Origin of the sequence: Maritalea mobilis (assembly GCF_004363175.1) — a bacterium.
Lineage (GTDB): Bacteria > Pseudomonadota > Alphaproteobacteria > Rhizobiales > Devosiaceae > Maritalea > Maritalea mobilis.
Genome location: NZ_SNYR01000001.1, coordinates 1 through 26,408 on the forward strand (window position 1 = coordinate 1; position 26,408 = coordinate 26,408).

General features: G+C 51.2%; 23 protein-coding genes. 16 read left to right on the forward strand and 7 right to left on the reverse strand.

Annotation, left to right across the window (positions count from 1 at the left end; all coding sequences use genetic code 11):
- On the forward strand, nucleotides 1–2,046 hold a 2,046-nt coding region (locus ATL17_RS00005; RefSeq protein ID WP_133570744.1), incomplete at its 5' end, for a type I secretion C-terminal target domain-containing protein.
- A 37-nt stretch (nucleotides 2,047–2,083) separates the two neighbouring features.
- Here the strand turns inward: ATL17_RS00005 and ATL17_RS00010 are convergent.
- Nucleotides 2,084–2,983 carry a transglutaminase-like cysteine peptidase gene (locus ATL17_RS00010; protein ID WP_166638821.1) on the reverse strand — a complete coding sequence of 300 codons (900 nt, stop codon included), beginning with the start codon at nucleotides 2,981–2,983 and terminating at the stop codon, nucleotides 2,084–2,086.
- A 251-nt stretch (nucleotides 2,984–3,234) separates the two neighbouring features.
- Between ATL17_RS00010 and ATL17_RS00015 the strand changes: the two genes are divergently transcribed.
- The 11 genes from ATL17_RS00015 (at nucleotide 3,235) to ATL17_RS00065 (ending at nucleotide 15,945) form a co-directional block, all read left to right on the forward strand.
- A complete protein-coding gene (locus tag ATL17_RS00015) occupies nucleotides 3,235–4,806 on the forward strand; it encodes a helix-turn-helix transcriptional regulator (RefSeq protein WP_166638822.1) in 1,572 nt (523 codons plus the stop codon).
- Between the two features lie 61 nt (nucleotides 4,807–4,867).
- Nucleotides 4,868–5,896: an ABC transporter permease gene (locus ATL17_RS00020; protein WP_208111135.1), complete on the forward strand. Its 1,029-nt coding sequence runs from the start codon at nucleotides 4,868–4,870 to the stop codon at nucleotides 5,894–5,896.
- Complete coding sequence (locus ATL17_RS00025) at nucleotides 5,893–6,783, forward strand: ABC transporter permease (RefSeq protein WP_133570748.1); 891 nt, start codon at nucleotides 5,893–5,895, stop codon at nucleotides 6,781–6,783. The genes ATL17_RS00020 and ATL17_RS00025 overlap by 4 nt, the downstream gene beginning before the upstream one ends.
- Nucleotides 6,783–8,492: a dipeptide ABC transporter ATP-binding protein gene (locus ATL17_RS00030; protein WP_246028597.1), complete on the forward strand. Its 1,710-nt coding sequence runs from the start codon at nucleotides 6,783–6,785 to the stop codon at nucleotides 8,490–8,492. Before ATL17_RS00025 ends, ATL17_RS00030 begins: the two co-directional genes overlap by 1 nt.
- Nucleotides 8,493–8,504: 12 nt before the next feature.
- On the forward strand, nucleotides 8,505–10,046 hold the full coding sequence (locus ATL17_RS00035; protein ID WP_133570749.1) for a hydantoinase/oxoprolinase family protein: 1,542 nt from the start codon (nucleotides 8,505–8,507) through the stop codon (nucleotides 10,044–10,046).
- On the forward strand, nucleotides 10,039–11,142 hold the full coding sequence (locus ATL17_RS00040) for an S-methyl thiohydantoin desulfurase family protein (RefSeq protein WP_133570750.1): 1,104 nt from the start codon (nucleotides 10,039–10,041) through the stop codon (nucleotides 11,140–11,142). Before ATL17_RS00035 ends, ATL17_RS00040 begins: the two co-directional genes overlap by 8 nt.
- Nucleotides 11,142–12,236, forward strand: coding sequence for an S-methyl thiohydantoin desulfurase family protein (locus ATL17_RS00045; protein ID WP_166638823.1), 1,095 nt, complete (start codon nucleotides 11,142–11,144; stop codon nucleotides 12,234–12,236). The genes ATL17_RS00040 and ATL17_RS00045 overlap by 1 nt, the downstream gene beginning before the upstream one ends.
- A 40-nt stretch (nucleotides 12,237–12,276) precedes the next feature.
- Nucleotides 12,277–13,848: an ABC transporter substrate-binding protein gene (locus ATL17_RS00050; RefSeq protein WP_133570751.1), complete on the forward strand. Its 1,572-nt coding sequence runs from the start codon at nucleotides 12,277–12,279 to the stop codon at nucleotides 13,846–13,848.
- Nucleotides 13,849–14,211: 363 nt separating this feature from the next.
- Nucleotides 14,212–14,802, forward strand: a complete 591-nt coding sequence (locus ATL17_RS00055) for a hypothetical protein (RefSeq protein ID WP_166638824.1) — start codon at nucleotides 14,212–14,214, stop codon at nucleotides 14,800–14,802.
- Between the two features lie 246 nt (nucleotides 14,803–15,048).
- Nucleotides 15,049–15,441 (forward strand): hypothetical protein, encoded by a 393-nt coding sequence (locus tag ATL17_RS00060; RefSeq protein WP_133570753.1) that lies wholly within the window; start codon nucleotides 15,049–15,051, stop codon nucleotides 15,439–15,441.
- 183 nt (nucleotides 15,442–15,624) lie between these two features.
- Nucleotides 15,625–15,945: a hypothetical protein gene (locus tag ATL17_RS00065; protein WP_133570754.1), complete on the forward strand. Its 321-nt coding sequence runs from the start codon at nucleotides 15,625–15,627 to the stop codon at nucleotides 15,943–15,945.
- A gap of 79 nt (nucleotides 15,946–16,024) precedes the next feature.
- On the opposite strand, the gene ATL17_RS00070 is transcribed toward ATL17_RS00065, so the two are convergent.
- From ATL17_RS00070 to uxuA, 6 genes are read right to left on the reverse strand one after another with little or no spacing between them, the layout of a single operon-like run.
- Nucleotides 16,025–16,774, reverse strand: a complete 750-nt coding sequence (locus tag ATL17_RS00070; RefSeq protein WP_246028598.1) for an SDR family oxidoreductase — start codon at nucleotides 16,772–16,774, stop codon at nucleotides 16,025–16,027.
- Nucleotides 16,775–16,785: 11 nt separating this feature from the next.
- Nucleotides 16,786–17,628: a fumarylacetoacetate hydrolase family protein gene (locus ATL17_RS00075; protein WP_133570755.1), complete on the reverse strand. Its 843-nt coding sequence runs from the start codon at nucleotides 17,626–17,628 to the stop codon at nucleotides 16,786–16,788.
- 2 nt (nucleotides 17,629–17,630) lie between these two features.
- The gene (gene eno / locus ATL17_RS00080) at nucleotides 17,631–18,932 is read right to left on the reverse strand and encodes a phosphopyruvate hydratase (protein ID WP_133570756.1); all 1,302 of its coding nucleotides are present in this window, start codon (nucleotides 18,930–18,932) and stop codon (nucleotides 17,631–17,633) included.
- Nucleotides 18,929–19,939 (reverse strand): phosphotransferase family protein, encoded by a 1,011-nt coding sequence (locus ATL17_RS00085; RefSeq protein ID WP_133570757.1) that lies wholly within the window; start codon nucleotides 19,937–19,939, stop codon nucleotides 18,929–18,931. Before ATL17_RS00085 ends, eno begins: the two co-directional genes overlap by 4 nt.
- Before the next feature lie 12 nt (nucleotides 19,940–19,951).
- Entirely contained in the window at nucleotides 19,952–20,644 is a 693-nt protein-coding gene (locus ATL17_RS00090; RefSeq protein ID WP_133570758.1) for an RraA family protein, read from the reverse strand.
- A gap of 2 nt (nucleotides 20,645–20,646) precedes the next feature.
- Nucleotides 20,647–21,846 (reverse strand): mannonate dehydratase, encoded by a 1,200-nt coding sequence (gene uxuA / locus ATL17_RS00095; protein WP_133572141.1) that lies wholly within the window; start codon nucleotides 21,844–21,846, stop codon nucleotides 20,647–20,649.
- 189 nt (nucleotides 21,847–22,035) lie between these two features.
- Between uxuA and ATL17_RS00100 the strand changes: the two genes are divergently transcribed.
- The 4 genes from ATL17_RS00100 (at nucleotide 22,036) to ATL17_RS00115 (ending at nucleotide 26,405) form a co-directional block, all read left to right on the forward strand.
- On the forward strand, nucleotides 22,036–22,758 hold the full coding sequence (locus ATL17_RS00100; protein ID WP_133570759.1) for a FadR/GntR family transcriptional regulator: 723 nt from the start codon (nucleotides 22,036–22,038) through the stop codon (nucleotides 22,756–22,758).
- A gap of 115 nt (nucleotides 22,759–22,873) precedes the next feature.
- Nucleotides 22,874–23,842, forward strand: a complete 969-nt coding sequence (locus ATL17_RS00105; RefSeq protein WP_133570760.1) for a substrate-binding domain-containing protein — start codon at nucleotides 22,874–22,876, stop codon at nucleotides 23,840–23,842.
- 56 nt (nucleotides 23,843–23,898) lie between these two features.
- A complete protein-coding gene (locus ATL17_RS00110; RefSeq protein WP_133570761.1) occupies nucleotides 23,899–25,431 on the forward strand; it encodes a sugar ABC transporter ATP-binding protein in 1,533 nt (510 codons plus the stop codon).
- Nucleotides 25,428–26,405, forward strand: coding sequence for an ABC transporter permease (locus ATL17_RS00115; RefSeq protein WP_133570762.1), 978 nt, complete (start codon nucleotides 25,428–25,430; stop codon nucleotides 26,403–26,405). The genes ATL17_RS00110 and ATL17_RS00115 overlap by 4 nt, the downstream gene beginning before the upstream one ends.
- Nucleotides 26,406–26,408 lie beyond the last annotated feature (3 nt).

Below are 26,408 nucleotides of genomic sequence, written 5' to 3' on the forward strand. Positions count from 1 at the left end.
ATTACGTTTACGCCAGGTTCTGATGCGATCAGCACGATTGTGTTCTCAACGGATGTGAGTAATCTCAGCGGCGGTCTGACTTGGGTACGTGTGTCTGATACACAAATTACAGGTTCCGATGGCGGGGACACGATTGTGACGCTTGATCTGAGCGTTGTGGGTGATGTTGCGACGGTGACCGCAACCTTGAACGACAATTATGATAGCCACCCCAGCTTTACCGCCGATGATCTTCAGGCGTTGGGCAGCGTGACCGTTGTGGCGACCGATACAGATGGGGACGAAGCCGAGGGCACTGTTAATCTGAGCGTATCTGACGATGTACCATCGTCATTCAACCCGCAGAGCGGCACGTTGCTCAACGAAAACGGTGCCACCTATGTTGGTGCGCTCGATTTTGATGGCAATGTTGATAACAATGTGGGTGCGGATCAGAATGGGGCAATCAGTTTCGCAGCGGCGCTAGATGGTGCGGATAGCGGCCTAACATCTGGTGGTTTGGCGATTACATACTACTTGACTGATGGCGGCGCCACGCTGGTTGGCACAACCGGAGGTGATGCGAGTACGGGAATCGTGTTCACTGTTGAACTAAATCACGACACCAGCGATGCAACAGATGATAGCTATACTGTCACAATGTCTGGCACAGTTGATGGTGGCCAAACTGACATCGTTTTTGATGCGAATTCTGGTTATGCATTTGTTGGTGGTAATGATCCTTGGTCTGGCTTTACTGATGGCAGCGGCAATAATCTAGACTTGCTTTTGACGCCTATGGATGGCGGTGTGAGCGACGGAACCACCAACACGAACGCAAACTCTGGCGGTGTTAATGACAGCTTCATTGACGCGGGCGAAGCAATGCGTCTGGACTTTGTGAATGATCTTAGCGGAAACCCAGCCAACTCAGGCGGCGGTTCTGCTGACTATAGTGATGGTTTCAATCAGGACCACACATTTACAGGACATTACAACGTGAATGGTGCAACAGCGACATTTACCGGAATTAGCGGTGGTGGGTCGAACCCAATAAGCGAAATTCGGATAAAAGCATTTGATGATCCAGATGGCGATACAACGGTTGGCGATGGCACGAAAGAGTCCATTACTGCAGTGTCGATTATGTATAACGCCGCTGTGGGTACGCTAACATTTGACGCGATCGGAACAACGGCGACAAACATTACCGTCGGGGGCGTCACTTTTACCGTGCAATTTGTAATGACGGCTGGCACCTATGATGTTTTGATTGACGGTGTTGTTTCCGATACCCAAATCGCCACCTTCACGGCAGATGGGTACAACAGCGTCGAATTTCACCACGAGTCAGGCCAGGATTTCCAAATTGGTGAGTTCGGCACAACTGTGACTGACCCAGGTGAGCCAGTGCAAATTGCATTGGATCTGGAATTGACGGATGCTGATGGTGACAGTTCAACCGGCACCTTGGACATCAACTTGCTGCCGGAAGCACCCGCGACAGTGGATGCGAACTCAGTTTCGGTTACGTCGCCCTATATTTTAGGCACGAACAGTGCGGCAGAGACGCATTTCCTTGGTTCCGGGGCGAATGAGGACATCACCGGCACAGCGGAAACAAACATCATGTTCGGCGGCGGGGGGAATGACACGCTAAACGGTCTTGATGGTCTCGACTTCTTGTCTGGCGGTGATGGTGATGACGTTCTTATTGGTGGCCTTGGCTCCGACACAATGGAAGGTGGTCTCGGCGCTGATACATTCAAGGTGGACAGTGACTCAGCTGGATTGACCATTGAGGATGTGATTGCTGACTACAATTATGGCGAAGGTGACGTTGTCGATCTGTCCGACTTGTTCGGCGCCATAGGTGCTGTGGATTTGGATGATGACGGCTTTGTTTCCATTGCAAGCACTGGCAATCCAAATGAATATACCATCAAAGTTGATACTGATGGCGGTGGAGATTCATATGTCGATGTGGCCATCATCACAATTGACGATGGCAATAAAATCAACATTCTATTTGATACTGGCCAAGATCAAGACGTAGATGTGATTTAAACTTGAAAAGGCTGGTGGCTGCAATGTCGCCAGCCTTTTAGTTTGAGGCGACCAATTGAACTTTTGCAGTGTTTGGTTTGCTGCGGCCATGAATATAGGCAACGTCTGCAACGAATGAGAAAATCGGCATATAGTTTGGAAATGCAGATTGCTCGGCGATATTATTGCTCAAATTATCAAGAATAAATGTGTTGCCGCCAACATGAACTGCCAACACAGCGTGATATAGATTGCGACGGGTGTCTTTCAGAACAATCAACTGAAGCTGAGATTGGTCGTAGCCCAGAGCGCGCAACGCCCAATACTTTGCAATTGCAAAATCTTCACAATCGCCGGCACCGCGTAATGCAAGTTCGGCAGGCGTTGCCCAATAATCGCTTTTGCCAAATGCCTTTATATCATCGCGATAGGTGATGGCTTTATTTACTGTGCGGTTGATTTGGCTAAGCTGCTGAAACGAACTCGCGCGTTGTAGTGCTGGCAAAAGATTCTGCATCTTTTTGGCGAATGGCGTATTGCACGCGCCAGAGGCAAAATTACAACCGTCACCATAAAGCGCCGAAAAGTCGCTGCTAGAGATTGCTTGCCAGCTTTTATTGCTTGGCAGGTTAGGCGCCAATACCGCCACAGAATTGAGCACATCATAAGCAGGAATGTCGAATTCTTGCCGCACAACGGGTGTGGATTTGCGTTGATCAACCAACATCCGAACGCGCTGTGCAAGTTTATGATTGTCATTTGCTTTTGCGCGATCTGCAGCTGTAGTTATAAAATCTTGCATGAAGTTTTGCGCCGCACGGTTCAATAACTCAAAACTTCTCCGTTCTACTTGATTCAAATCGGCGAATTCTGGTGTTTTCGCAGATAGGTTAAAAGTAGAAATAATTAAAAATATAAAGCAAGACGCTGTTTTTATAGCAATTGTTATTTTACTCATGACGCTCTCCATTGAGATTATCATGAGGGTTATTTAATAAATATAGGTCAATTAGTTAGGTTTATTTATATTTACTTAAAATGATAAAATTTTATGCAAATTCAGGTCGGTTGTGTGGTTTTGCCTTTGGGATGGCTTTTGCGGGTGTGATTTCTCCCAGCTTTGGGCTAGGCGAATGTGTTATCGCGGGTGTAACCTGAAGGTATGTGATCTGGTGCATTTGCCGGATGGGGAGCTTTGGAGGAGGCTTTTTGTCGGACGCAGGGAAGTTTGTTGCTGATATTGTTCGGGCGTTAAAGGCTGGGAATGTTCAAGGGGCCGAACGGCTGGTGCTGGAGGCAGGTGGGCCGTTTTTTGCGTTTACTTTAGGCTATGAAACGCTTGACGAAATTTTCTCGTCGGCACCCGAGGGGATTGCTCAAGAAAGCGAAATCTTTTTGGTGGCCATGTGTTTGAGCCTTGTGAAGCACGGGCGGGCACGACGCGCCAAGGCTTTGCTGTATGATGAAGAGCGAAGTTTTGCGCCATCCTATATCTTTGTGCTGACGGAGCTGATGGTGCATATCCATTTGGGCGAGCGGGTGAGCAAAAAGCAACTCAGAGCGTGGGAGCAATTGGAGGGGCGGTTGCCCTTGGGCGAGCATCTGTTCAGCGGGCTCTATTACAATTCAATGCTTGTTGTGTATGGGCGCCTAAACATGATCTCGGAAGCGCGGATGATCGGGGCGCAGGCGCTCGAGACATATGAAAAGGCGAAGCAGCCTTATCTTCAATTTTTCATACATTTGCATTTGGCTGATTTGGCAATAATTGAAGGTAAACTGCGTCAGGCTAAGCAGCATTTAAAGGCAGCCGAGCGATTTTTTAAGATCGCGAATATTTGTATTTCAAGTGAGAAAGAGCTTATCGAGGCGCTGTGGCTGACGATTGATTTCGAGGCAGGGGAGTTTGCCCACATTCCTGAGCGTGCTGCGAAAATCAGGCAAGCTCTTGTTGATGGCGACAGTTGGTCAGAAATCTTTATCGAAGTAAGCCGTATCGGTGCACTGAGCATTTATTTTCTGGAAGGCCGGAAAAAGGCAATTGCGTTTTTGCAGGAATGCCAAGTCGATTTTCACCGTCGCCATGGAGATTTTTCGCTGGCGATTGAGGCGATCCAAGCCCATATCGAGCATATTGACGGGCTGCAAGATCAGGCCAATTACTTTCTGTATGATCTCGATAAAGCGGCAATGTATAGCCCGACCGGGATTGTGATTTCTGAGACCATGTCCCTCAAGCTGAACCCGGAAAAGGTGTTGGACAAATTCTCTATCGATGAACGCAATGTGCGCAGCAACGTCATGTCTGAATTGGCACGCGCTGCAGTTGCTCAATCAGAAAAACAACGGTCGAAAATGCGGCAGCATGTAGAAAATGCCATGCGTATTGCGGCCCATGAGAATTTGGCGTCGATCTTTTTGGAATATCGCGAAGTGGTGTCCAAAGTTTCCTCCCAACTCGCAACAGGCAAATTTGCGCGCGGTCATAAGCGGCTCGCCTACTTCGCGAAGCAGGTGCACCGGATTATTCGCAAAAGCTATATCGCGCCAAAAGAATTCCAGAAATACAATATGTCAGCCCAACAATTGCGCATTTTGAATGCGTTGCAAGATGGCGGATCAAACAAGAAAATCGCAGTAAATCTGGGGCTTACAGAGGCTGCAGTGAAATATCACCTCACCAATTTGTTTAAGATTTTTAACGCAAGGTCGAGAGGTGAATTAATTGAAATTATTGATAAAATTTCCAATAATGAAAAAAGCTATACTTTTAAGAGTTAAACTAGACTGATTAGCGCCTTCCGTTTTGGGTGAGATGCCGCAACCATACCTGTGAGGGAGGATTGCGGTGTTTTATTATTTGCTGAAAAGGGCGGCTTCGCTTTTTCTTGTACTGGTTGGCTTAGCCATTCTCATATTTGTTATTGCACGAATTGTGCCGGGTGATCCTGCGCGGATTGCGCTTGGCCCGCTGGCATCTGCCGAGCAGGTGGCGCAAATGCGCGAGCAAATGGGGCTGGACCTGCCATTCCATACTCAATTGTGGAACTATCTGGTGGGGCTTACCCATGGTGATTTCGGCAAATCCTTGCTGACCAGCCGACCAGTTTCGGCAGATATTATGCAAGCCTTGCCCGCAACGCTTGAATTGGTGCTCTTCACCATCGTCATTCAAATCGTACTGTCCATTCCGCTTGGCGTGTTGGCCGCGATCTATCGTGACACTTGGGTGGACAATGTTTCCCGGATTATTTCGCTGATCGGGGTGGTGACACCGGGCTTTGTGCTCGCGATCATCCTGCAGCTGATGGCGAGCTATGTATTCACCTTTTTCCCTGTGACCGGACGCCTCGATGGCGGGTTGGATTTCAGCGCAGATGTAACGGGCCTTCTGCTGATCGACTCTATTTTAGCTGGTCGGCCAGATGTGTTCGGCGATGCCTTCATGCATCTGATTTTGCCCGCAACGGCACTGGCGGCGGCAGGCATTGGGCAAGTGATGCGGATCACGCGGTCTTCAATGATTGAATTGAGCGGCCGAGACTTTGTGGAAGCGTCGCGGGCCTATGGCGTGCCAGAGCGCGTGGTGACGTTCAAATATATACTGCGGCTCGCCTGTGTGGCACCCTTGACCATCTTGGGCTTGGAATTCGCTTCCCTGATCGGCAACGCCTTTATCGTTGAATTTGTGTTCAGTTGGCCGGGCATTGCCAGCTATGGCGTGCGCACAATCTTGCAGAAAGATTTGAACGCAGTGATCGGCGTGGTGCTGGTATCTGGCCTGTTCTTCGTGATTGCCAATCTGGTGATTGATATTTTGCTGGGCATTTTAGATCCCCGCCATCGGTTAAGAGAGGGGGCGTCCAAATGAGTGTCGACAGCACAACCACCACCCAAGGCACTGCACACCGCAATATGACCAGTGGGCAAATGGCGTGGTATCGCTTCACGCGCAACCCAGCAGCCATGATCGGTGCCTTTATTGTCATCTCCGTGATTGTCGCCGCGATCTTTGCGCCATTTCTTGCGCCATCGCCACAATCTGCCGGGTCATTCGTCGACTTTAGAAATCGGCACACGGCACCCAATGCAGAATTTTGGTTCGGCACCGACAATGTGGGACGTGACATTTTCTCCCGCGTGCTTTTCGGCTACCGCGTTTCGCTGGGCATGGTGATTGGCGTGTTGGGCTTTGCCGTGCCATTCGGGGTGGTGCTTGGCCTTGCCGCGGGCTATTTCGGAGGCTGGATCGAATTTGCCATTATGCGCTTTACAGACGTGATGCTGGCCATTCCGCCTTTGGCGATGGCCCTTGCGATCACGGCGGTGCTTTCACCCAATTTGATCAATGCGATGATCGCCATCACCATGCTGTGGTGGACCTGGCACACGCGCCTGATCTACCGCATCGTAAAGGCGCAAATGAGCGAAGATTATGTGGAAGCCGCGAAAGTGGCGGGCGCAAGCCACACGCACATTATGTTCCGCGAATTGCTGCCTAATTGTGTGTCTGCCATTTCGGTGAAAATCTCACTGGACGCTGGCTTTGTGATCCTGTTCGGCGCAGCGCTCTCTTTCCTTGGTCTTGGCGTGCAACCGCCAACCCCAGATTTGGGCACAATGGTGAGCACCGGCTCCGAATATTTGCCTGAATATTGGTGGGAAGCGCTGATGCCGGGCCTCGCCATTCTGTACGCCATTCTCGGGTTCAACCTGCTGGGCGATGGGCTGCGCGACATGATGGATGTGGAGGTGTGATGATGACGACAACTCCAATTCTCGACATCGACAAGCTCAATATCAGCTTTTCAACTTACGGCCACAAATCTCACACTCTTTTTGATGTGTCGATGACCATCAATGAAGGCGAGCGGGTTGCGCTTATCGGTCAATCTGGTTCCGGCAAAACAGTGACCATGCGCACCATTATCGGCACCTTGCCGATGCCGCCGGCAACCATTGAGAGTGGCTCAATCAAATATAAAGGCAAGGAACTTCTAAGCCTTTCGAAGCGTGAGCGCGACGGATTGAAGGGGGCGGGGATCTCGATCATCTTGCAAGATCCACTACTTTCCTTCAATCCGGTTCTGACCATCGGCAAGCAGATGGACGATATTGTTCGTTTTGCAGACATTCGTTATGGGCAAAACCGCTCTGCCGACGCGCGCAAAAAGCACATCATTGAAACTTTGGCGAAAGTGCAACTGGCCGATGGGGCGCAGATTATGGGGTCTTATCCCATGATGCTTTCTGGCGGGATGCGCCAAAGGGTGTTGATCGCCATGGCGCTGCTGAACAAGCCCAAACTGCTCATCGCCGATGAGCCGGGCACGGCGCTTGATGTGACAACACAACAAGAAATTTTGGACCTGCTGAATGCGCTGGTGCGCGATGAGGGGCTGTCGCTACTGTTGATCACGCACAATTTGGGCGTGGTGCGCGAAATGGCAGACCGGGTCTATGTGATGGAGCGGGGACATATTGTTGAAACGGGCACACTTGAAGAAGTGTTCTCGGCTCCCAAACATCCATACACGATCAAGCTGATGGAAGCAGTGCCACCGCTTTATGGCTCGCGGGTACGCGACATTGAAAACAAGGCGGACAAAAACACAGAAATCAAAATTTCGAACATCAGTAAAACCTTTGTCCGGCGCGGCGGTTTGCTCAATCGGCCAATTGGCGAAGTGCAGGCGGTGAAAAACGTTTCGCTGGAGATCAATCGCGGCGACATTTTTGGCATCGCGGGAGAGTCCGGCTCGGGTAAAACCACCTTAGCCAAAATGCTGCTGGGCCTTTATGGACCGACGTCGGGCGATATTCAGTTCAATGGCAAAAGCCTGAATGAACTACGGGGTACCGTTGAGTTCAGAAAATTGGTGCAGATCGTTTATCAAAATCCCGGTTCGTCTTTGAACCCGAAGAGAACGATTGCCGACCAACTGGCCGTGCCATTGCACTTCACAGGTTACGACAAAGCTCAAATCAAAGGCAGGGTTGCGCAGCTGCTGGATATGGTGGATTTGCCCGCGCATTACGCCTCCATGTATCCGCATGAGCTGAGCGGTGGGCAAAAACAACGGGTCGCCATCGCGCGTGCGCTTTCCGTGGAGCCTGAAATTCTGGTGTTGGACGAGCCAACGTCCGCTTTGGATGTGTTGGTGCAAAACACGGTGATCGAGTTACTACACCGTCTGCGTGAAGAACTCAATCTCACCTATGTGTTCATCTCTCACGATTTGTCGCTGATGCGCAATTTCTGCAACAAAATTGCCGTGATGTTCCGCGGCGAAATGTGTGAGCTTGGCGCCACCAAAGATGTGTTTGCCAACCCGCAGCACAATTACACCCAGGCCCTGATCAGCTCCATTCCGGTGATCAGCGCTGAAGAAGAAAATCTCAAACCAAAACTAACAAAACAAGAACGCGCGGCGGTGCTGGCCACCTCAACCGCGCTTGGTAAGTAAAGCGAGGGGACAATGTACCGAATTGGCATAGATGTAGGCGGCACAAACACCGATGCGGTGATTATGCACGGCGATAAGGTGCTTGTGGGCGTGAAATCGCCAACCACTTCAGATGTGATGTCCGGCGTGGTCAACAGCATCAAAAAAGCCTTGGACGACACACAAATCAGCGCAGACCAAATTTCAGCGGTGATGATCGGCACAACCCACTTCACCAACGCAGTGGTGGAGCGGCGCAATATGTCTGAAACCGCAGCGGTGCGCCTTTGCTTGCCCGCAGCGCAATGCTTGCCGCCTATGGTGGATTGGCCAGATGATATTCGCGAGGCAGTGGGCGGCCATTATTGGATGGCTGCCGGCGGCAATGAATTTGACGGCCGCGAGATTTCGAAAATCGACGAAGATGAACTGACCAAAATCGCTGATGAGATTGCGGCGAAGAACATCGAAACAATTGCCATTTGCTCCGTGTTCAGCCCGGTCAATGACGATATGGAAAAACGCGCAGCTGCGATCATGAAAAAGCGCCTGCCAAATGCCAATTTCACGCTATCGAGCGAGATTGGTCGCTTGGGCATCTTGGAGCGCGAAAACGCGGCCATCATGAATGCATCCTTGCGCAATTTGAGCACGCACACAGTGGATGCATTCCGCCGGGCGCTGCAATCGTTGAAGCTGACATGCCCATATTTCATTACGCAAAATGATGGCACGTTGATGGGCTCAGATTTCGTGCAAGCCTATCCGGTCTTGACCTTTGCCAGTGGTCCAACAAACTCTATGCGCGGCGCGTCGTTCCTGACCGGCGAGCAAAATGCCATCGTGGCGGATGTGGGCGGCACTTCTACTGACGTGGGCGCACTTGTTAAAGGCTTTCCACGGCCAGCCAGCACGTCAGTTGATGTGGGCGGCGTGCGCACAAACTTCCGTATGCCAGATGTGTTTTCCATCGCCTTGGGCGGCGGCACAATTATTGAGCCAACTGATCCAGCGAAAATTGGGCCTAAATCTGTGGGCTATCGCATCCATGAAGAAGGCAAATTGTTTGGCGGCAACACGCTGACCTCTACCGATATTGCTGTTGGCTTGGGCATTGCCGACATCGGTGACGCAGGCCCTGCACGCGAGCTAGGCGAAGAAAAGCTGAAACAGATCAAAGCCCAGATCGACGATATGATCACCAACGCCGTGGAGCGCATGCGTGTTTCACCAGATCCAATCCCAGTTTTGGCAGTGGGCGGCGGTTCAATTCTGATCCCAGATCAAATTGGCGATCTGCCTGTGAAGCGACCTGAAAACTTTGCAGTGGCCAATGCGGTTGGCGCGGCCATTGGCCAGATTAGCGGTGAAGTTGACCGGATTTACAGCCTGTCCGAGATTTCACGCGATCAAGCACTCAGCGAAGCGCGGAAAGAAGCGACAGACAAAGCGATTGCTGCTGGCGCGAAGCCGGATAGCATTGAATTGCTGGACCAAGAAGATGTGCCATTGGCTTATTTGCCAGGCAACGCCACCCGCATTCGCCTCAAAGTTGTGGGGGACCTCAATGGATAAGGTGCGGAAAATTGAAGACAGCGATTTGGACGCTGTTGAAATTGGCGCAGCCATTTTGGGCACGGGCGGCGGCGGCAACCCATATATCGGGAAGTGGCGCTGTCGGCAGGAATTGCGCAAAGGCAATAAGATTGACGTGATCCCGCTCGATGAACTGCCGGATGATGCCTTGGTGGTGTCTCTTGGTGGCATCGGCGCTCCAGTGGTCGGCGTTGAAAAGATCGAACGTGGCGACGAATGTTTGCGCGCCCTGCGGGCTATCGAGCAGGAACTCGATTGCAAGGTGGATGCGCTGATTTCATCGGAAATTGGCGGCGCAAATGCCATGGAGCCGATGTTGACGGCAGCGCAAGCTGGCATTCCCGTTGTAGATGGCGACGGCATGGGCCGGGCATTCCCGGAAATGCAGATGTGCACCTGGTCAATCTATGGCCACAAATCCACACCTGCCGCCATGGCAGATGAGAAGGACAATGTGGTGGTGATCCGCAACACACGCGATGAAGTGTGGGTGGAAACCATTGCGCGGGCCACGGTTGTGTCGATGGGCGCGGCGGCGGCAATCGCCATGGCGCCAATGCGTGGCGAGTTCGTGAAGAAGGCTGCAGTGCCGAACACGATCACACAGGCCTTATCTTTGGGGCAGGCGGTTCTAGACGCGCAAGCGCGCAATCTCGACCCGATTGCCACTGTGCTCAAGCAAGAAACCGGCAAGCTGCTGATGACGGGCAAGATTGTTGATCTTGAACGCCATCTGAAGGGCGGGTTTGCCCGCGGGCATATCCATTTGGAAGGCTTTGGCAACAACCAGGGCGAACGCGGCGAAATTGCCATTCAGAACGAATTTCTGGTGTTTTGGCGTGATGGCGAAATGGAAGTCTGCGTGCCAGACCTGATTGTGGTGCTGGATGCAGATACTGGCCTGCCGATCACAACGGAAGTGCTGCGCTATGGCCAGCGGATCGCTGTGTTGGCGCTGCCTTGCCATGATTTGCTGCGCACGCCACGCGCACTTGAAGTGATCGGGCCAGCCGCTTTTGGCTATCCAGAATTGAGCTTTACACCGCTCGATCGCGCAGAATTGGGAGGAGCATAATGTCCGCTGATATTTTGAAAAAGATCGACCTTGAGGACATGAAAAATATCGCCCTTGGTGGTGCCTTTCTGGGCACTGGCGGCGGCGGTGATCCTTACATCGGGCGGTTGATGGCAGAACAGGCCATACGTGCCAACGGACCAGTAGATGTGGTGGATGTAGACAGCTTGGCAGATGATGCCTTGGTGATCCCCGTTGCCATGATGGGCGCGCCGACAGTTATGTTGGAAAAACTACCCCGTGGCGATGAAGCCAATAATGCATTGAAATCACTGGAAGATTATCTCGGCAAAAAAGCGGATGCGATCTTCTGCATTGAAGCGGGTGGTTTGAATTCCACTATCCCCATCGCAGTTGCCGCAGGCGTAGGCCTGCCCATTGTCGATGGCGATGGCATGGGGCGGGCTTTCCCAGAGTTGCAAATGGTGTCCATGACCATGCACGACATTACGGCATGTCCCATGGTGATGGCCGATGAGAAGGGCAACTCGCTGGTGCTGAACACAGTCGATAATTTGTCGACCGAAAAGTTCGCGCGGGTGATCACCATTGAAATGGGCGGGGCAGGGCTAATCGCCCTTTACCCGATGACAGGTGCGCAGGCCAAAAAGGCGATTTTGCGTGGCTCTATGTCACTGATCAATTCCATTGGCCGCATTATCCATGAGGAACAGGCCGCCAATCGCAACCCAGTGCACAAGCTTTCAAACGACCTTAATGGGGTTTCGCTGTTTGAAGGCCGCGTGATGGATGTGGACCGCAGAACCGAAGGCGGATTTGCACGCGGCTCATGCACCATTGAAGGCTTGGGCTCATATGATGGCGAGAGCATTTCGCTGGAATTTCAAAATGAATTCCTGCTGGCCAAAACGGCTGACGGAAAACCAAAGGCGATCACGCCAGATTTGATCTGCTTGCTGGATTTGGAAACCGGACAACCCATCACGACCGAGCAAATTCGATATGGCTTCCGCGTGATTGTGTTTGGCCTGCCGTGCGACCCGCAATGGCGCACGGACCATGGCATTGAACTCGCGGGGCCACGCTACTTTGGCTACGACCTCGATTATCAAAAATTAGAAGCCCTCAACTAGAGGGACGGGGATAGAACTTAATTTCAAAAGGAGGACTAATATGCGGATTGCAAAGAAACTACTGCTGGGACTGGCAGCGAGTACTGCTATTTCTAGCTATGCCTTACCCTCATTTGCCGACAATGTGGCAACGGTCAATGTGGTGCAGATTTTCGGCACCATCGACCCGGCAAAAATCAACGACTACACAGAATATATGGCTGGCGTGAACCTTTATGACGCGCTGACCACGCTCGATTCAGAGGGCAACATCCTGCCCAATCTGGCAGAGAGCTGGACAGTATCTGAAGACACGCTCACCTACACCTTCACGCTAAAAGAAGGCGCCACTTTCCAAGATGGGTCGCCAGTAGAAGCGAAAGACGTGGCTTATTCTGTGGGCCGTCTGCTGGCACTAAACGAAGGCCCTGCCTATTTGTTCGAAGGCGTGCTGGATGAAAATTCAGTCAAGGCGCTGGATGAACGCACCGTCGAGTTCAAACTGAACAAGGTCTACACACCGTTCTTGACCAACACACCGATCCTGTTTGTGGTCAACTCCGACGTGGCAGACGCCAACAAAACCGATAGCGATCCGTGGGCACAGGATTATTTGGCCAATAACAGCATTGGCGCTGGCGCATACATGATGACCAATTGGGATCGTGGCGCCACCATGACCATCAAGAAATATGATGGCTATCATTTGGGTTGGAGCGATCAACCCGTTGATGAAGTGCGCTTTGTGGTGACCAATGAAGAGGCCACCGTGAAAGCGCTGGCCGCTTCTGGCGAACTGTCTATGTCATCAGACGGGCAGGCGCAGGAAACCTATGACGCGATCAGCAAAATCGAAGGTTATCGCATTGAATCGTTCCCAACGGCGACCAACTTCTATTTGAAACTGAACCACCAAGTTGCGCCAACGGACGATGTGCACATCCGCAAGGCCATTGCCTATGCAACAGACTATGAAACCATCCGGTCTCAATTGTTGCCTGGTGAACCACTTGCCGGCCCAATGCCGAAAGTGTTCGCCGCGGCCTATCTCGATGATCTGGCCATGCCAGAATATAATCTTGAAAAGGCAAAAGAGCATGTGGCCATGAGCAAATATGCCAATGCGGGTGCAATCCCGATTGAGATCATGTTTGTGGCTGGTCTGGCCTTTGAAGAAGAAATCGCGCTGCTGATGAAGTCGAATTTGGACCAAGTTGGGTTCAATACGATCATGAAGCCAGAGCCATGGAACCGGATGACAGAGTTGGCCAGCTCCGCTGAAACAACGCCAGCCATCAACGAAGTGTTCTATGGCGCGACCTATCCATCGCCCGATAGCTTCTTCTATCCCCAATATCACTCACGCGCCCAAGGCACTTGGACCTCCATGGAATGGGTGTTGGACGATAAGGTGGATGAGTTGATCGAACAAGCCCGCGGCGAGGGCGATATCGACGCTCAAAACGAAATCTACAAAGAATTGCAGCGTTATCTGGTGGATCAACAATCAGACGTGTTCTTGCTGACCCAAACCAGCCAAGTGGCCTTCTCAAAATGTCTTGAAGGTTTCTCTTGGGTGCCAATGCAAAGCTTTGAATACAATTTCCACACCATGCGGTGGGTTTGCGAATAAGCTCCTCTTGACCCTAGACGAGCAACTTGGCCCGCTCCTCGGAGCGGGCTTTTTTGTGCGCAGGTAGCTAGGTCGCCTAACTTGTTACGATATTAGTATAAATCGTTAGTACCGTAACGCTCACCTCGACACAACCAGATGCCAGCTGAACAAGTGATGCAGCACTAAAGCTAATGCAAATGATTTGGATAGAAGCTTGACTGATAAATTTTGTAGGTAGTAGTTGTTTGTTGTATTTTGACTTAAAATTTCAGCCAAACTTTGGAACGCTAAGTTCTAGCATAGTTTTTTAATTGAAATAAATTTTGACGGTAATGTTTGTATATGAAGGTTAGACTTAAGAGAACTGGTGAGGAGTTTTTGGTGTTGGCGATAACATGGCCTATCAATGCACCAAAATTCATAGGTTCGAAAAACCAAACACAACTTTCAGGTTATGATGGTAATGGATTGTTTGAGTTTTATTGGGATGAGTGTGAAATCCTCATCGCCGGTCTGAATGATTTTATAATCGTACAAGACGTGGAGCATGATGATCACCTTACAATGCGTTGGCGACCAATATCGGACGTTGAATTTTGGACTTTGGTTAGAGAATTTGACAGAAAAGCACTGTCTAAACTGAAGCAAATGGTTGAAAGTGCTCCGGAATTGATAGGTGAGTATTCGAACGTCCACGACATGTTCGAAACAAGGTTCTCTGCCGCTAATCAGCTGCGTGTTTTGGTTTGCCAATGCAAAATTTTGTCAACTGATCATATCGCCGACGTGCTAAATTTGCTGAATAACGACGAAGTTGAGTTGGCTGGAGAAACATTAGTTGATGCATTTTCTCAGGCGAAATTTAAAATTCCAGCACCGCTGATATTCAGACTTCACCAAGTTATGGATAGTTTAGGTGCGAGACGGTATTTCAAAGATCATTTGCAGTTACCGGAAACCGCCGAGACCTAAGATTTGGGGTGGAGAGTGCGCCTATGAAAAGCGGTAACTTCTCAAAGCCTCATTCAGCTTAAAATGTAACCCGAGCCCATGTAGAAGTCGGTCCGCTTCGTTGGAAACCCAAACGGCCCAATTTACGCGGCATTTGGTAGGTACACCTTTAGGTCCATTGCAATATGTATTGTATTCTCGCGTATCAACTTTTGATTGCTGCCTGAAACTGATGACTTCGCCAACCAAATAAATTAGGAAAAACTAGTGGCCACCAAGGTAAAGAAGCTCGCAGAGGGCGTTTTTTTTACATTGCTTTATATACTGATGTTGGTGTTGCTCTTTCGAACAGCCATTGCCCATCTCCCACGCCCAAGAGGGGCGCCATTTACGCTGACGCTAAGGTTTCTCTTGCATATGTTTTTTGGGCTGGGGCTGGTTGCGTTTTTTACTTTGTTGGTTTCAAGTTTTAAACACGCAGCGGTTTTAACAGCCTTAGCGTCAGCTGCAATATTTGCTTTCGCATTACCGGGAAGGTCGGGGTTGGCACTATATACAACCATTGTTTTCGGCGCGGTTGGATTAATTTTCCTGATTATGGGATTAAGGGCGGTTGCTAAAATATGTTGGAAAAATTGGCGCAAATCGCATGCAAGATAATAGCAAAAATAAACTAGAAGACGTTGAGGCCTAATGCTTTCCGACGCCTACTTGTTGGATGATTGGACTTCCGCCTCTGACATCAGCGAAAGATATTCGCTCACAGCTGAGGACTATCTTGCTCAAGAAGATGCATAATGGGAGGCGGCTAGGGAAATTTTTAGTCGGCTGCAAATTACGAGCTTGACGATATCTGAGGTTGAAATCGAACTCCCGCTGAGACGGTCAGGTATTCCCCGACTTGAAAAGTTATCTGACCATCCGGTTTTGAGGAAACTATCTGAAGGCTCCAATGTCGATATTCTGGAATTTGAAGTGCTTTTTCGATTGAGTTTGCGAGAAATGCTTTGGGTGCGCGCCAACGCCGATAAGAATACCTATGTCCATTTTGGCTATGATTTATATGTATATATTGGATCAGAACAGGAATTTACGGTGCCAGATGTAGAAGGTGTGTTTATCGAACCTTTTGCGTCGCCTTACCATACTGATTGCTTGAATTGATTTTAGAATGTTAAGCGGGCTGACGCTCCAAATGTGCCGTGAATTTGCTTTTGCGATAGATAAACTGAACATCCTCATACTAAATCGTAATCCCACCATCAATATTGATAGCTTGGCCTGTGATGAGCGCGCTTTCATTTGAGGCTAGGAAGGCGCAGATGCCTGCGATTTCTTCGCTGGTGCCGAAGCGGCCTGTGGGTTGGCGGTCTATGAAGAACTGTAGGGCTTGCTCTTCGCTGCCCATCTGCGCGGCCAATTCTGAAATGCGATCACGTAGGCTGGGGCTGTCTACGGTGCCAGGGCACACGCTGTTGCACCGGATGCCGATGCCGACATAGTCAGCGGCGATGGCCTTGGTGAGGCCGATTATGCCGCCTTTGGCTGCGCCATAGGCTACGCGTTTGGGGAAGCCCTTGATGGAGCTGGCGACTGAGCCGATGGTGATGATAGAGCCGCCTCGGGCTTTCATCTTCGGAATTGCGGCGCCAATGACATTATAGGCGCTGGTGAGGGTGATGTCGATAGACCGTTGCCATGCATCCGCATTTGTTTCTTCAATCGTGCCTTGGTGCACGTAGCCCACTGCGTGCACCAAGACGTCAATCTGCTTAAACTGCGCGACATAATCGGCAATCGCAGATTGATCCGTTGCGTCCAAGACATTGTTGGTTGTGCCGTTCAAATCCGTCAGCAAGTCACCATTGATATCGGACGCAAAAACGTCAGCCCCTTCATCCCGCAATCGCTCGGCAATGGCGCGGCCAATACCTTGGCCTGCGGCTGTAACAAGTGCAGTTTTACCTTCTAGTCGGTTTGGCACAATATCCATTTTTCTCTCCGCTAAATCGCCACAACACGCTGGGACTGTGTGCCCAGCTTATCGATGCTGAGTTCAACCTGATCGCCCGGCTTAAGATAAAGCGGCGGGGTTTTGCCCATGCCGACGCCTGGCGGAGTGCCAGTGCAGATCAAATCGCCCGGTTCGAGACGCATAAATTCTGAAAGATAGGCCACGATAAAAGCAGGGTCGAAAATCATGGTGTTGGTGTTGCCGGTTTGCATGCGCTCACCATTCACATCAAGCCACATGGCGAGATTGTCCGCGCCGCCCAACTCGTCTGTCGTTAAGACAAGCGGCCCAGTGGGGCAAAAGTTCGGGAAGCCTTTGCCCTTTGCCCATTGGCCGCCCCGATCCAGCTGCCAAGCACGCTCCGACACATCATTGACCACGGTGTAGCCCAGAATGTGCTCCAACGCCTGATCTTGTGAAATGTTTAGCGCTTGCTTGCCGATCACAATGCCCAGCTCAACTTCCCAATCCAATTTGGTCATTTTGTCTGAAAACAAAATGGGATCATTGGGGCCACAATAGGTGCCGGAAGATTTGTTGAACAAAATCGGTTCTTTCGGCGGCTCCATGCCCGCTTCTTTGGCGTGGTCAGAATAGTTGAGGCCAATACAATAGATGTTTTTCGGCTGTGCCACGGGCGCGCCGATGCGCACATTTTCGAGTGAAACAACGGGCAGGGCGGACAAGTCAAAATCGGCCAATGCCTGCTGCAACCCAGCAATTGTTTCCGGTGTAAAATCGCGCGCAAGGCGTGATACATCGCGTGCTTTACCGTCTTGATCCAGAATGCAGGGCACTTCCTGCCCAATGTCGCCAACGCGCATTAATTTCATGTCTATTGCCCTTTCTGAGCCCAAAATGTGTTGTGAAGCGGCGCGCCTTGCACGAAGGCACCTGCGCCAAGTTGATCTTGAATGCGTAAAACCTCGTTCCACTTCGCCATGCGCTCGGAACGGGTGAAGGAGCCAACCTTGAGTTGGCCAGCACCCAGCCCAACGGCCAAACGGCTGATGGATACATCTTCAGTTTCGCCAGAACGGGCCGACACAATCGATTGCCAACCCTGTTGCGATGCGGCTTCAAATGCCGCGATGGCTTCGCTGACAGTGCCCGCCTGATTGACCTTGATGAGCACGGCGTTGCAAGCGCCCATCTGCTGCGCATCTTTAACCAACTTAGCGTTGGTCACGAGAAAATCGTCGCCAATGATTTGGACCCGGTCGCCAAATCTTTTGGTAAACTCGATCATGCCTTCAGGGTCGTCTTCGCCCAGCGGATCCTCAATGCTGGCGATGGGATAATCGGCAATCCATTGGCCCAACAACTCAATCAGTTGAGCGCTGGACAGGTCGCGATCTTCTAGGGCCAATTTATATTGGCCGTCTTTCCCAAACTCGCTGGCGGCGACATCAAGTGAAATGACCACGCGGTCGCCGGGCTTTTCGCCAGCTTTCTCAATGGCGCGCACCAGAGTTTCTAACGCTTCTTCATTGCTATCGAAGTTGGGCCACCAGCCGCCTTCATCGGCAACACCTGCCAATTGGCCTTTCGCTTTCATCAAATCGCCAGCGGCGAAATAAATCTCATTAGTGATTTCCATCACTTCGTCGAAGCTTTTTGCGCCGGGTACCATCACCATGAAATCTTGAATGTCGACCCGTCGTCCTGCATGGGCACCACCGCCAAAAATTTGAATTTCAGGGAGCGGTAAGCTTGGTGTGCGGCCATAAAGTTTTGATACGCGCTGCCAAAGCGGCTGATCTAAATTTGCGGCGCTGGCGTGCAAAAAGGCGAGGGAGGTTGCCACCATGGCGTTGCCACCCAACTTGGATTTGAGCGGCGAGGGATCTAGCTGCAGCAAAAGCTGATCTAGGTCGGCTTGGTCCTCGATGTTTTTGCCCACAAATTCGGGTGCAATTTGATGATTGAGATGATGCAGCGCCTTTTGCACATCCATGCCGCGCAAATGTTTGCCGCCATCGCGTAGGTCAATGGCTTCGCGCGTGCCACGAGACGCGCCCGCTGGCGCAATGGCGCGACCCAATTTGCCATTCTCTAAGGTGATCTCCACCTCAATGGTGGGGTTGCCGCGAGAATCCCAAACGCGTCGACCCTTAATGTTTTCAATTGCGGTCAAAGTCCGGCTCCCTCGCTAAAGTCGCCTGCTGCAAAAATCTCGCTAAGCTGGCTGGTGTTTTGTTTCAACAGGGAGATTGCGAGTGCGCGTACATATTCCCGTTGAGTGCGGCCCAAATATTCGACGGGCGATTTGCCATCTACACGGGCCAGCATGAGCGCCGGTAAAAGGCGGGCAACGCGACGTTCTAAGTCTCGGCCCGGTTCCCAATTGGCTTGAATGGCATAAAAATCCCAAAACCGATGGGCTTCTTGCACATATTCACGCTGCATCGCTGGCACATGAATAGCCTTCAAAATCAGATGGTTTAGGCAAAAGGCCGCATCAAAAGCAGGATCACCAAAAGTGGCGCATTCAGCGTCTAGAATAATGGGCTGACCATCTCGAAACAGAATATTCTTTGGACTGATGTCCCCATGGATGAGCGCTTTTCGATTGGCACGCACCATGTCAATTACATCGTCCAAATCCGCTTCGAGATTAGGGTGAACCGTTTTGAGGTGCTGCAGATAGGGTTCAATCCGCAGCGCTTCAAAGTCACCCTGATTGTCAAAATCTGCCTTGTTGAAATTTGCCTGGCTGCTGAAAAGATGAAGTTTGGCCAGCAAGGCGCCCAATTTCCCCGCTTCACCGCGCGGCGGTGCGCTGTTGAGAAGGTTAGACTTCCAAACAAACACATCATCGCCTTCAATAAACTCCATGACGAAACCACCCAATTCTTCGGAGTGGCCGTAAAGTTGAGCGCAATTTTCTGGTGCAATTTGGGCGAGAGACTGCAACCACAAATATTCCGCTTTATTGCGGTGAATAGGGGCCTGCCAGTCCTCCGTAACCTTCATTTTAGCAAGCGCAAATTTTGCGCACAGCTTTTGGGTTGGTGTTTCAATAACCGCGATATCAGACGCAACGCCCCCGGTGAGCGGCGTAACGGACAAGATGTCGTTCTTGTCCATCAAACCCAAAGTGCTCACCAAATCTATGCACCGTGTGCTGATATCGCCTTGCATGATCGTGCCGCCTTACATCACGCCAAAGCGTTCATAGGCTTCAACGGTACTCATGCCACCTTCGATCGCCAACCGAACTTTATTTTCGGTGCTGGTCTTTTCAAAGGCGCGCGCAATGGCTTCTTCTTCAGCCGCTTGCGGGATCACCAAAACGCCGTCACGGTCACCAAACATCAAATCACCGGGGTTGATGCGGATTTTGCCGATTTCAATGGGGACGCGATAATCAATCACTTTGCCGCGCGGGCCTTGATCTTGCGCATAGGTGCCATGGCTGAAGGTTGGGAAGTTCAACTTCAAAATGCCTTCACTGTCGCGACAATATCCGTCGCAAATCGCGCCATTGGCTTTTAGATGTATGGCGCGGGTCGACATAAGTTCACCCCAAACTGCATAGTTGGGTGATGCGCCAGCGCAAACATAAACTTCGTTTGGCTTAAGATCATCAAGCGCATGGAACATCAGGCCAAAGCCTTGATGGCTGAACGGACCATTGCCCTGCGAAGGCTCAGGCTCAAAATAATCAGCTTCCAAAACGGTCATGGCACGACCAAGCACCACCATATCGTCGCGAAGCGGCTTAATGTGAGGCGGCAAGAATTGGTGGCGATAGCCCATCACGTCTAAAATGTCGCCGACAACAGCAGTGAAAAGCTTTTCGCGAATAGCGGCGAACAATTCATCATCATTTTTATAGCTGGTCATCCCTATCGCTCCTTGATTTGCATCCGTTGGGCACTGGCGATGCCGTGCATAGCGCCCCGCAATTCGGCCAGGCCGCGCAAACGACCAATGAGCGAATAGCCCGGATAAGTTTCGTCTTTATCGATGTCATCGGCCAACAAGTGCCCATGGTCCGGACGAACAGGAATTTGCCAGTCGGCCCGGCCTTCGGCTTGGCGGCGCTTTTGTTCGTCCAAAAGCGTGTAAAGCACAGCAACAATGTCGCTTGAGCCAGCCAAATGATCTGCCTCATGGAATGAACCATCTTGCTCGCGCTGCACATTGCGCAAATGCGCGAAATGAATGCGAGGGGCAAACTCAGTGGCCATCGCCACCAAATCATTGTCTTCGCGTGTGCCAAACGAACCTGTGCAAAAGGTAAGTCCATTTGCATGATCGTCCACCGCGCCCAAAATTCGACGGGCGTCATCTGCGGTGGAAACAATGCGGGGCAGGCCATATAGCGAGAAAGAGGGGTCATCCGGGTGAATGCACATGCGGAGACCCAATTCTTTTGCAACCGGTATGATTTCATTCAAGAAATGCGCAAGGTTGCTGTGCAAATCCTCATGGCTGACCCCGTCATATTCCTCAACCGCCTGTAAAAAGCTCTCGCGATTGTATTGGCGCTCTGTGGCGGGGAGCCCTGCGATCAAATTGCGCTCAATGCGTTCGATCTTTTCAGGTGTTAGCGCGTTGAACCGCGCTTCGGCGATGGCAATGCCTGTCGGTGCATAGCTGGCTTCCGCATTACGCCGTTTCAAAACAAACAAGTCGTATGCGGCAAAATCGACGGCATCGAACCGTAGCGCAAATGCGCCATTTTCTAACGGATGGGTGAGTTCGGTGCGGGTCCAGTCCACAACGGGCATGAAGTTGTAGCAAATAACCTCTAGGCCGCTTTGGGCCAGATTGCGCATCGTGTCTTTATACCAGCCGATATAGGTATCGCGGGCTTTGGTGCCCAGCTTAATGGAATTATGCACCGGAATGCTTTCGACAACGCTCCACCGCAATCCAGCGTTCTGAATCATGGCGTTGCGCTTTTCAATTTCCTCAGTCGGCCACACGGAACCATCGTAAATATGATGCAGTGCAGAAACCACGCCAGTGGCACCAGTGTGGCGCACGTCGCGCAGTGAAACAGGATCCTCTGGCCCGTACCATCGAAAACACTCTTCCATAAAATTCATGCCGCACTCCCAATTTTCTTTTTGTTGGACCAGATTGAGGCAATAATGGATAAAAAGTTGAAATTTGCAAGATTTAATCAGAAAAAAAGTGTAAATTTGACGAAAATTACAAAAATTTTCATTTTTTCTTGACATATTTTTTCATGTGGTCCAACAAATAAATAAGCGTGGGAGGAAATTTTGAGCGCAATTGATCAAAAGCCAAATCAGGATGCCGTTTCGGAAGAGGGGGCTTCAAAAACCTCTGCTGTTGACCGTGCGGTTGAACAGATTAGAGGGCTTATTGCTGAGCGTGAGTTGACCATTGGCGATGCCTTGCCAACGGAGCGCGAGCTCAGCGAGCAATTTCAGATCGGCCGTAACACAGTGCGCGAAGCCATGCAGGTTTTGCGAGCCTTTGGTATCATCGAAACACGCCCCAAAGTCGGCGCGGTGATCTGTGGCGGTCAATCAGAAGCGCTGAAGCGTCTTTTCTCTTTTCATCAAGGTATCTCGCCTGAATCGTTCCGCGATTTGCAGGACTATCGCCGGATTATTGAAATCGGGGTAGGGGATCGGATTTTGATGAAGGCGAAGGATGAGGACATTGATCATCTCAGCACCATCAATGCTCGCATGTTGAGCTCAAAAACTGCAGAAGATGCGGCGCGTCACGATTTTGAGTTTCATGAAGCGTTGGTCGCGCTATCTGGCAATCGCACCACAGTGGCGGCCTATCGCATGATGCGGCCAGTGATCGAAGAAATCATGCTCATCGGTAAAACTGAGCGTCCCACACAATCGGCAACCTACGAGGCACATGAGGAAATTATTGGCGCGCTGCGCGAGCGCGACAGAATTGCCTATGCCTATTTGGTAAGCCGTCATTTGGAATTTGGTTTGCGGTTTGTTGTGAAAACATAGGACTGAGCCGCAATCAAAAACAGCAGGTGTTTTGCATCTGCAATCACGTGCCAAGCCGGAGGAAGCCCGACACGCCGGTGACAACTATAAAGGGCGTTGTACAAGGAGATTGGAAATGGACAAATCAAAAAGAAACTTTCTTGTCATGGCCGCTTTGGCCGCTGGCGTCAGCTTAACGGGTACTTCTGCTTATGCTGAAGGCAAGTCAATCGCGGGTATTGTGTTCCAGCAGGACCAATATATGCGTGGCGTGCAAATTGGCATGGAGAAAGCAACCGCTGAATCTGACGACCAATTGCTTTCGGCCAACAGCGACAGCAAGCTAGAAAAAGAAGCTCAGTTGATCGACACATATATCGCACGCGGTGTTGATGCGATTGCTGTGACCCCATTGTCAGCCGATGCGTCAATGACAGCCCTGAAAAAGGCGCGTGATGCAGGCGTGATCGTGGTGACATTCGGCACCACAGTAAATGGCGACATTGCACAAGCCAGCGTAACCAGCTCAAACACCGATATCGGTATTGGCACAGGTAAAGCAGCTGTTGAGTTCTTGAAAGAACTGGGTGGTGGCGAGAAAGTGAAAATCGGCACATTGGCCTTTAAGTCACTGTTGCCAGAACAATCAGATGGCCGCGTAAACGGCTTCTTGAGCCAAGTTGAAGACTATGTGGACGTGGTCTCGGCGCAAGATGCGTGGTTGGCTGAAAAAGCGGTGGCGGTAGCCAGCGATATGTTGACCGCTAACCCAGACATTCAAGTGCTTTATGCAGCGAATGAGGGCGGCACAGTTGGTGCGGTGCAAGCCGTGAAACGTGCGGGCCTTGAGGGCAAAGTGTTTGTGTTCGGTACAGACGGTTCTGAGCAATTGGCAAACATGCTGCTTGATGACGACAATGTGTTGCAAGCGGTGACTGCACAGCAACCTCTTGAAGTGGGCCGTTTGGCGATCGACGCTGCAATCAAATTGATTGATGGCGAAGAGGTCGAGAAAGACATTTCTGTGCCTGTATTGCCATTGCAGCGCATCGATCCTGAAGGCGTAAACGCCTTTAAAGAAGGCTTGAAAGCCCTAACCAACTAAAATGAGAATTGGGGCGATTTAACTCGCCCCATTCAACTCTTCTCTGGGCGATGATTATGCAAAAACTCGCGACAAAAACCGACGAAGATGGTGTGCTCGAATTCCACGATGTCACCAAGCTTTATGGTCCAACAAAAGCACTCTCATCCTTTACCCATCGTTTTGATAAGGGGCGTGTACACGCCTTGATGGGAAAGAACGGCTCCGGCAAATCCACTCTTGTGAAGCTGCTGGCGGGTGTTATTCAACCTACATTGGGCACCATGTTCGTAAATGGTGAGCAACGCCAATTTACATCGCCTCACGATTCATTCGCCGCCGGCATTGTGACGGTGCACCAAGAACTGTCTTTGGTGCCAGAGCTGACCGTGGGTGAGAACATCTATTTGGGCCGATTGCCCCAGCGAAATGTGGGCGGCTTATCATTTGTGCATTGGAAAAAACTGCACGCGCAGGCTGATGCCTTGCTGCAAGATATGGGCGTGAACATTAAATCACGCCAAGCTGTTTCCACGCTGAGCGTTGGGCAGCAGCAAGTCGTCGAGATCGCGAAAGCCATGTCCTTCAACCCGTCAATTTTGTTACTTGATGAGCCGACTTCGGCACTCGCAACAAAAGAAGTGAACATGCTGTTTGGTCTGGTGCGCCGCTTGAAAGAGCAGGGCGTGACCATGATTTACATCACCCACCGCATGAGCGAACTGTTTGACATTGCTGACACCTGCACGGTGATCCGCGATGGCCATTATATTGGCAGCGTTGAAATGAAAGACGCTGACCATGCCGACATTGTGGGCATGATGTTTGGCGATGAAGCCCATGCAACCCGGCCGCCGCGTCGCGCCATTGAGCGCAGTAACCCCGTGTTGCAGGTGAAAAATATCTCCCGTACCCACGCCTTCAAAGACATTTCGTTTGAACTGTATCCCGGCGAAATTCTCGGCATTGCGGGGCTGCTCGGCGCGGGCCGCACGGAAGTGATGCGCGCGATCTTTGGCGCTGATCCATTGAATGCGGGCAGTGTGACGCTGAACGGCAAAGATGTGACAGGCTATACGCCACGGCAGATGAGCCAGGCGGGCCTAGGCTATACGCCGGAGAACCGCAAAGAAGTCGGTTTGGTGCAAATGGCGGCGATCACGGACAATTTGTGCATGGCGAGTTTGGACGCAGTGGCAAAGGGCGGCGTCATCACCCGCGCGCAGGAAAAGCCATTTGTCGACAAGCAAATCAAGGATTTGTCGATCAAAACTGACGATCCGGAATTGCCCGTTTCATCCCTTTCTGGCGGCAACCAGCAAAAAGTTGTGATCGGCAAATGGCTGAACACCAAGCCGAACGTAATGTTTTTTGACGAGCCGAGCCGGGGCGTGGACGTACACGCGAAACGGCAGATCTTCGATATTATTTGGGAAGGTGCCGAACATGGTTTGTCGAGCATCTTTGTATCTACGGAATTGGAAGAAGTGTTGGAAGTTGCTGACCGTGTTTTGGTGATGCGGCAGGGTGAAATTGTCACCGAGGTGGACCCAACAAAAACAAATCTTTCTGAGCTTTATGGCTTGTGCATGGAAGGAGCCAAAAATTGACCACAACAACTGAACATGTTGAGCGCAAAGAAAACTTTGCCATTGGCATTCTTCGAAATTACCCGATGGAAATCATCCTCGGGGCGTTGATTGTCTTTTTGATTTTTATGGCGCCAGGCTTCGCCTCAACCCATAATTTGCTGAACGTTTTGCGCACAGTATCCATGCTCGGCATCATCGCCTTTGGCATGACGGCGGTGATCATTTCAGGCGAAATTGACCTTTCCGTTGGTGCGGGCGTTGCGCTCGCGGGCTGTATCGTAGCTTGGTTTGCCGGGGCAATTGGCGGCTGGGGCGGCGTGGCCGTTGGGTTTGCTGTTGCCGTATCGGTCGGCTTCAGCGTTGGCTTTCTCACTGGGCAATTCCGCCGCTGGTTCGACGTGCCAACCTTCATCACCACCTTGGCGCTGTTTGCAGCGCTGCGCGGCGTGGCAAACTTGATCACGGGCGGCTTTCCGCTCACCAACTTCCCATCTGGCTTCGACTTTTTGGGCGGCGGCTATCTGTTTGGCATTCCGTTCCCTGTCTATGTGTTTGCCTTCACTTTCGTGGCGATGCATTTCATCATGAACAACACCAGCTTTGGCCGTGCGGTTTATGCCGTGGGCGGCAATCTGGAAGCTGCACGGCTTTCCGGCATCAATGTGTGGTTGGTGAAAAGCATGACACTGGCCATCACCGGCGTGCTGACAGCTATTTCAGGCACATTGATTGCCTCGCAAATCGGGTCAGGCACCGGCACAACCGCCACAGGCATGGAGTTGGATGTGATCGCCGCGGTGATCATTGGCGGCACCTCGCTGTTTGGTGGCAAAGGCCGGATTTGGGGCACACTGATCGGCGTGCTTTTCCTCGGCTGTATTTCAAACGGCATGACGCTGATGAATGTGAGCGAATATTGGCAATATGTGGTGCGTGGCGGGATCATCCTCGGCGCCGTGCTGCTGAACCAAGTGCTAGAGCGTGTGCGCTAAGGA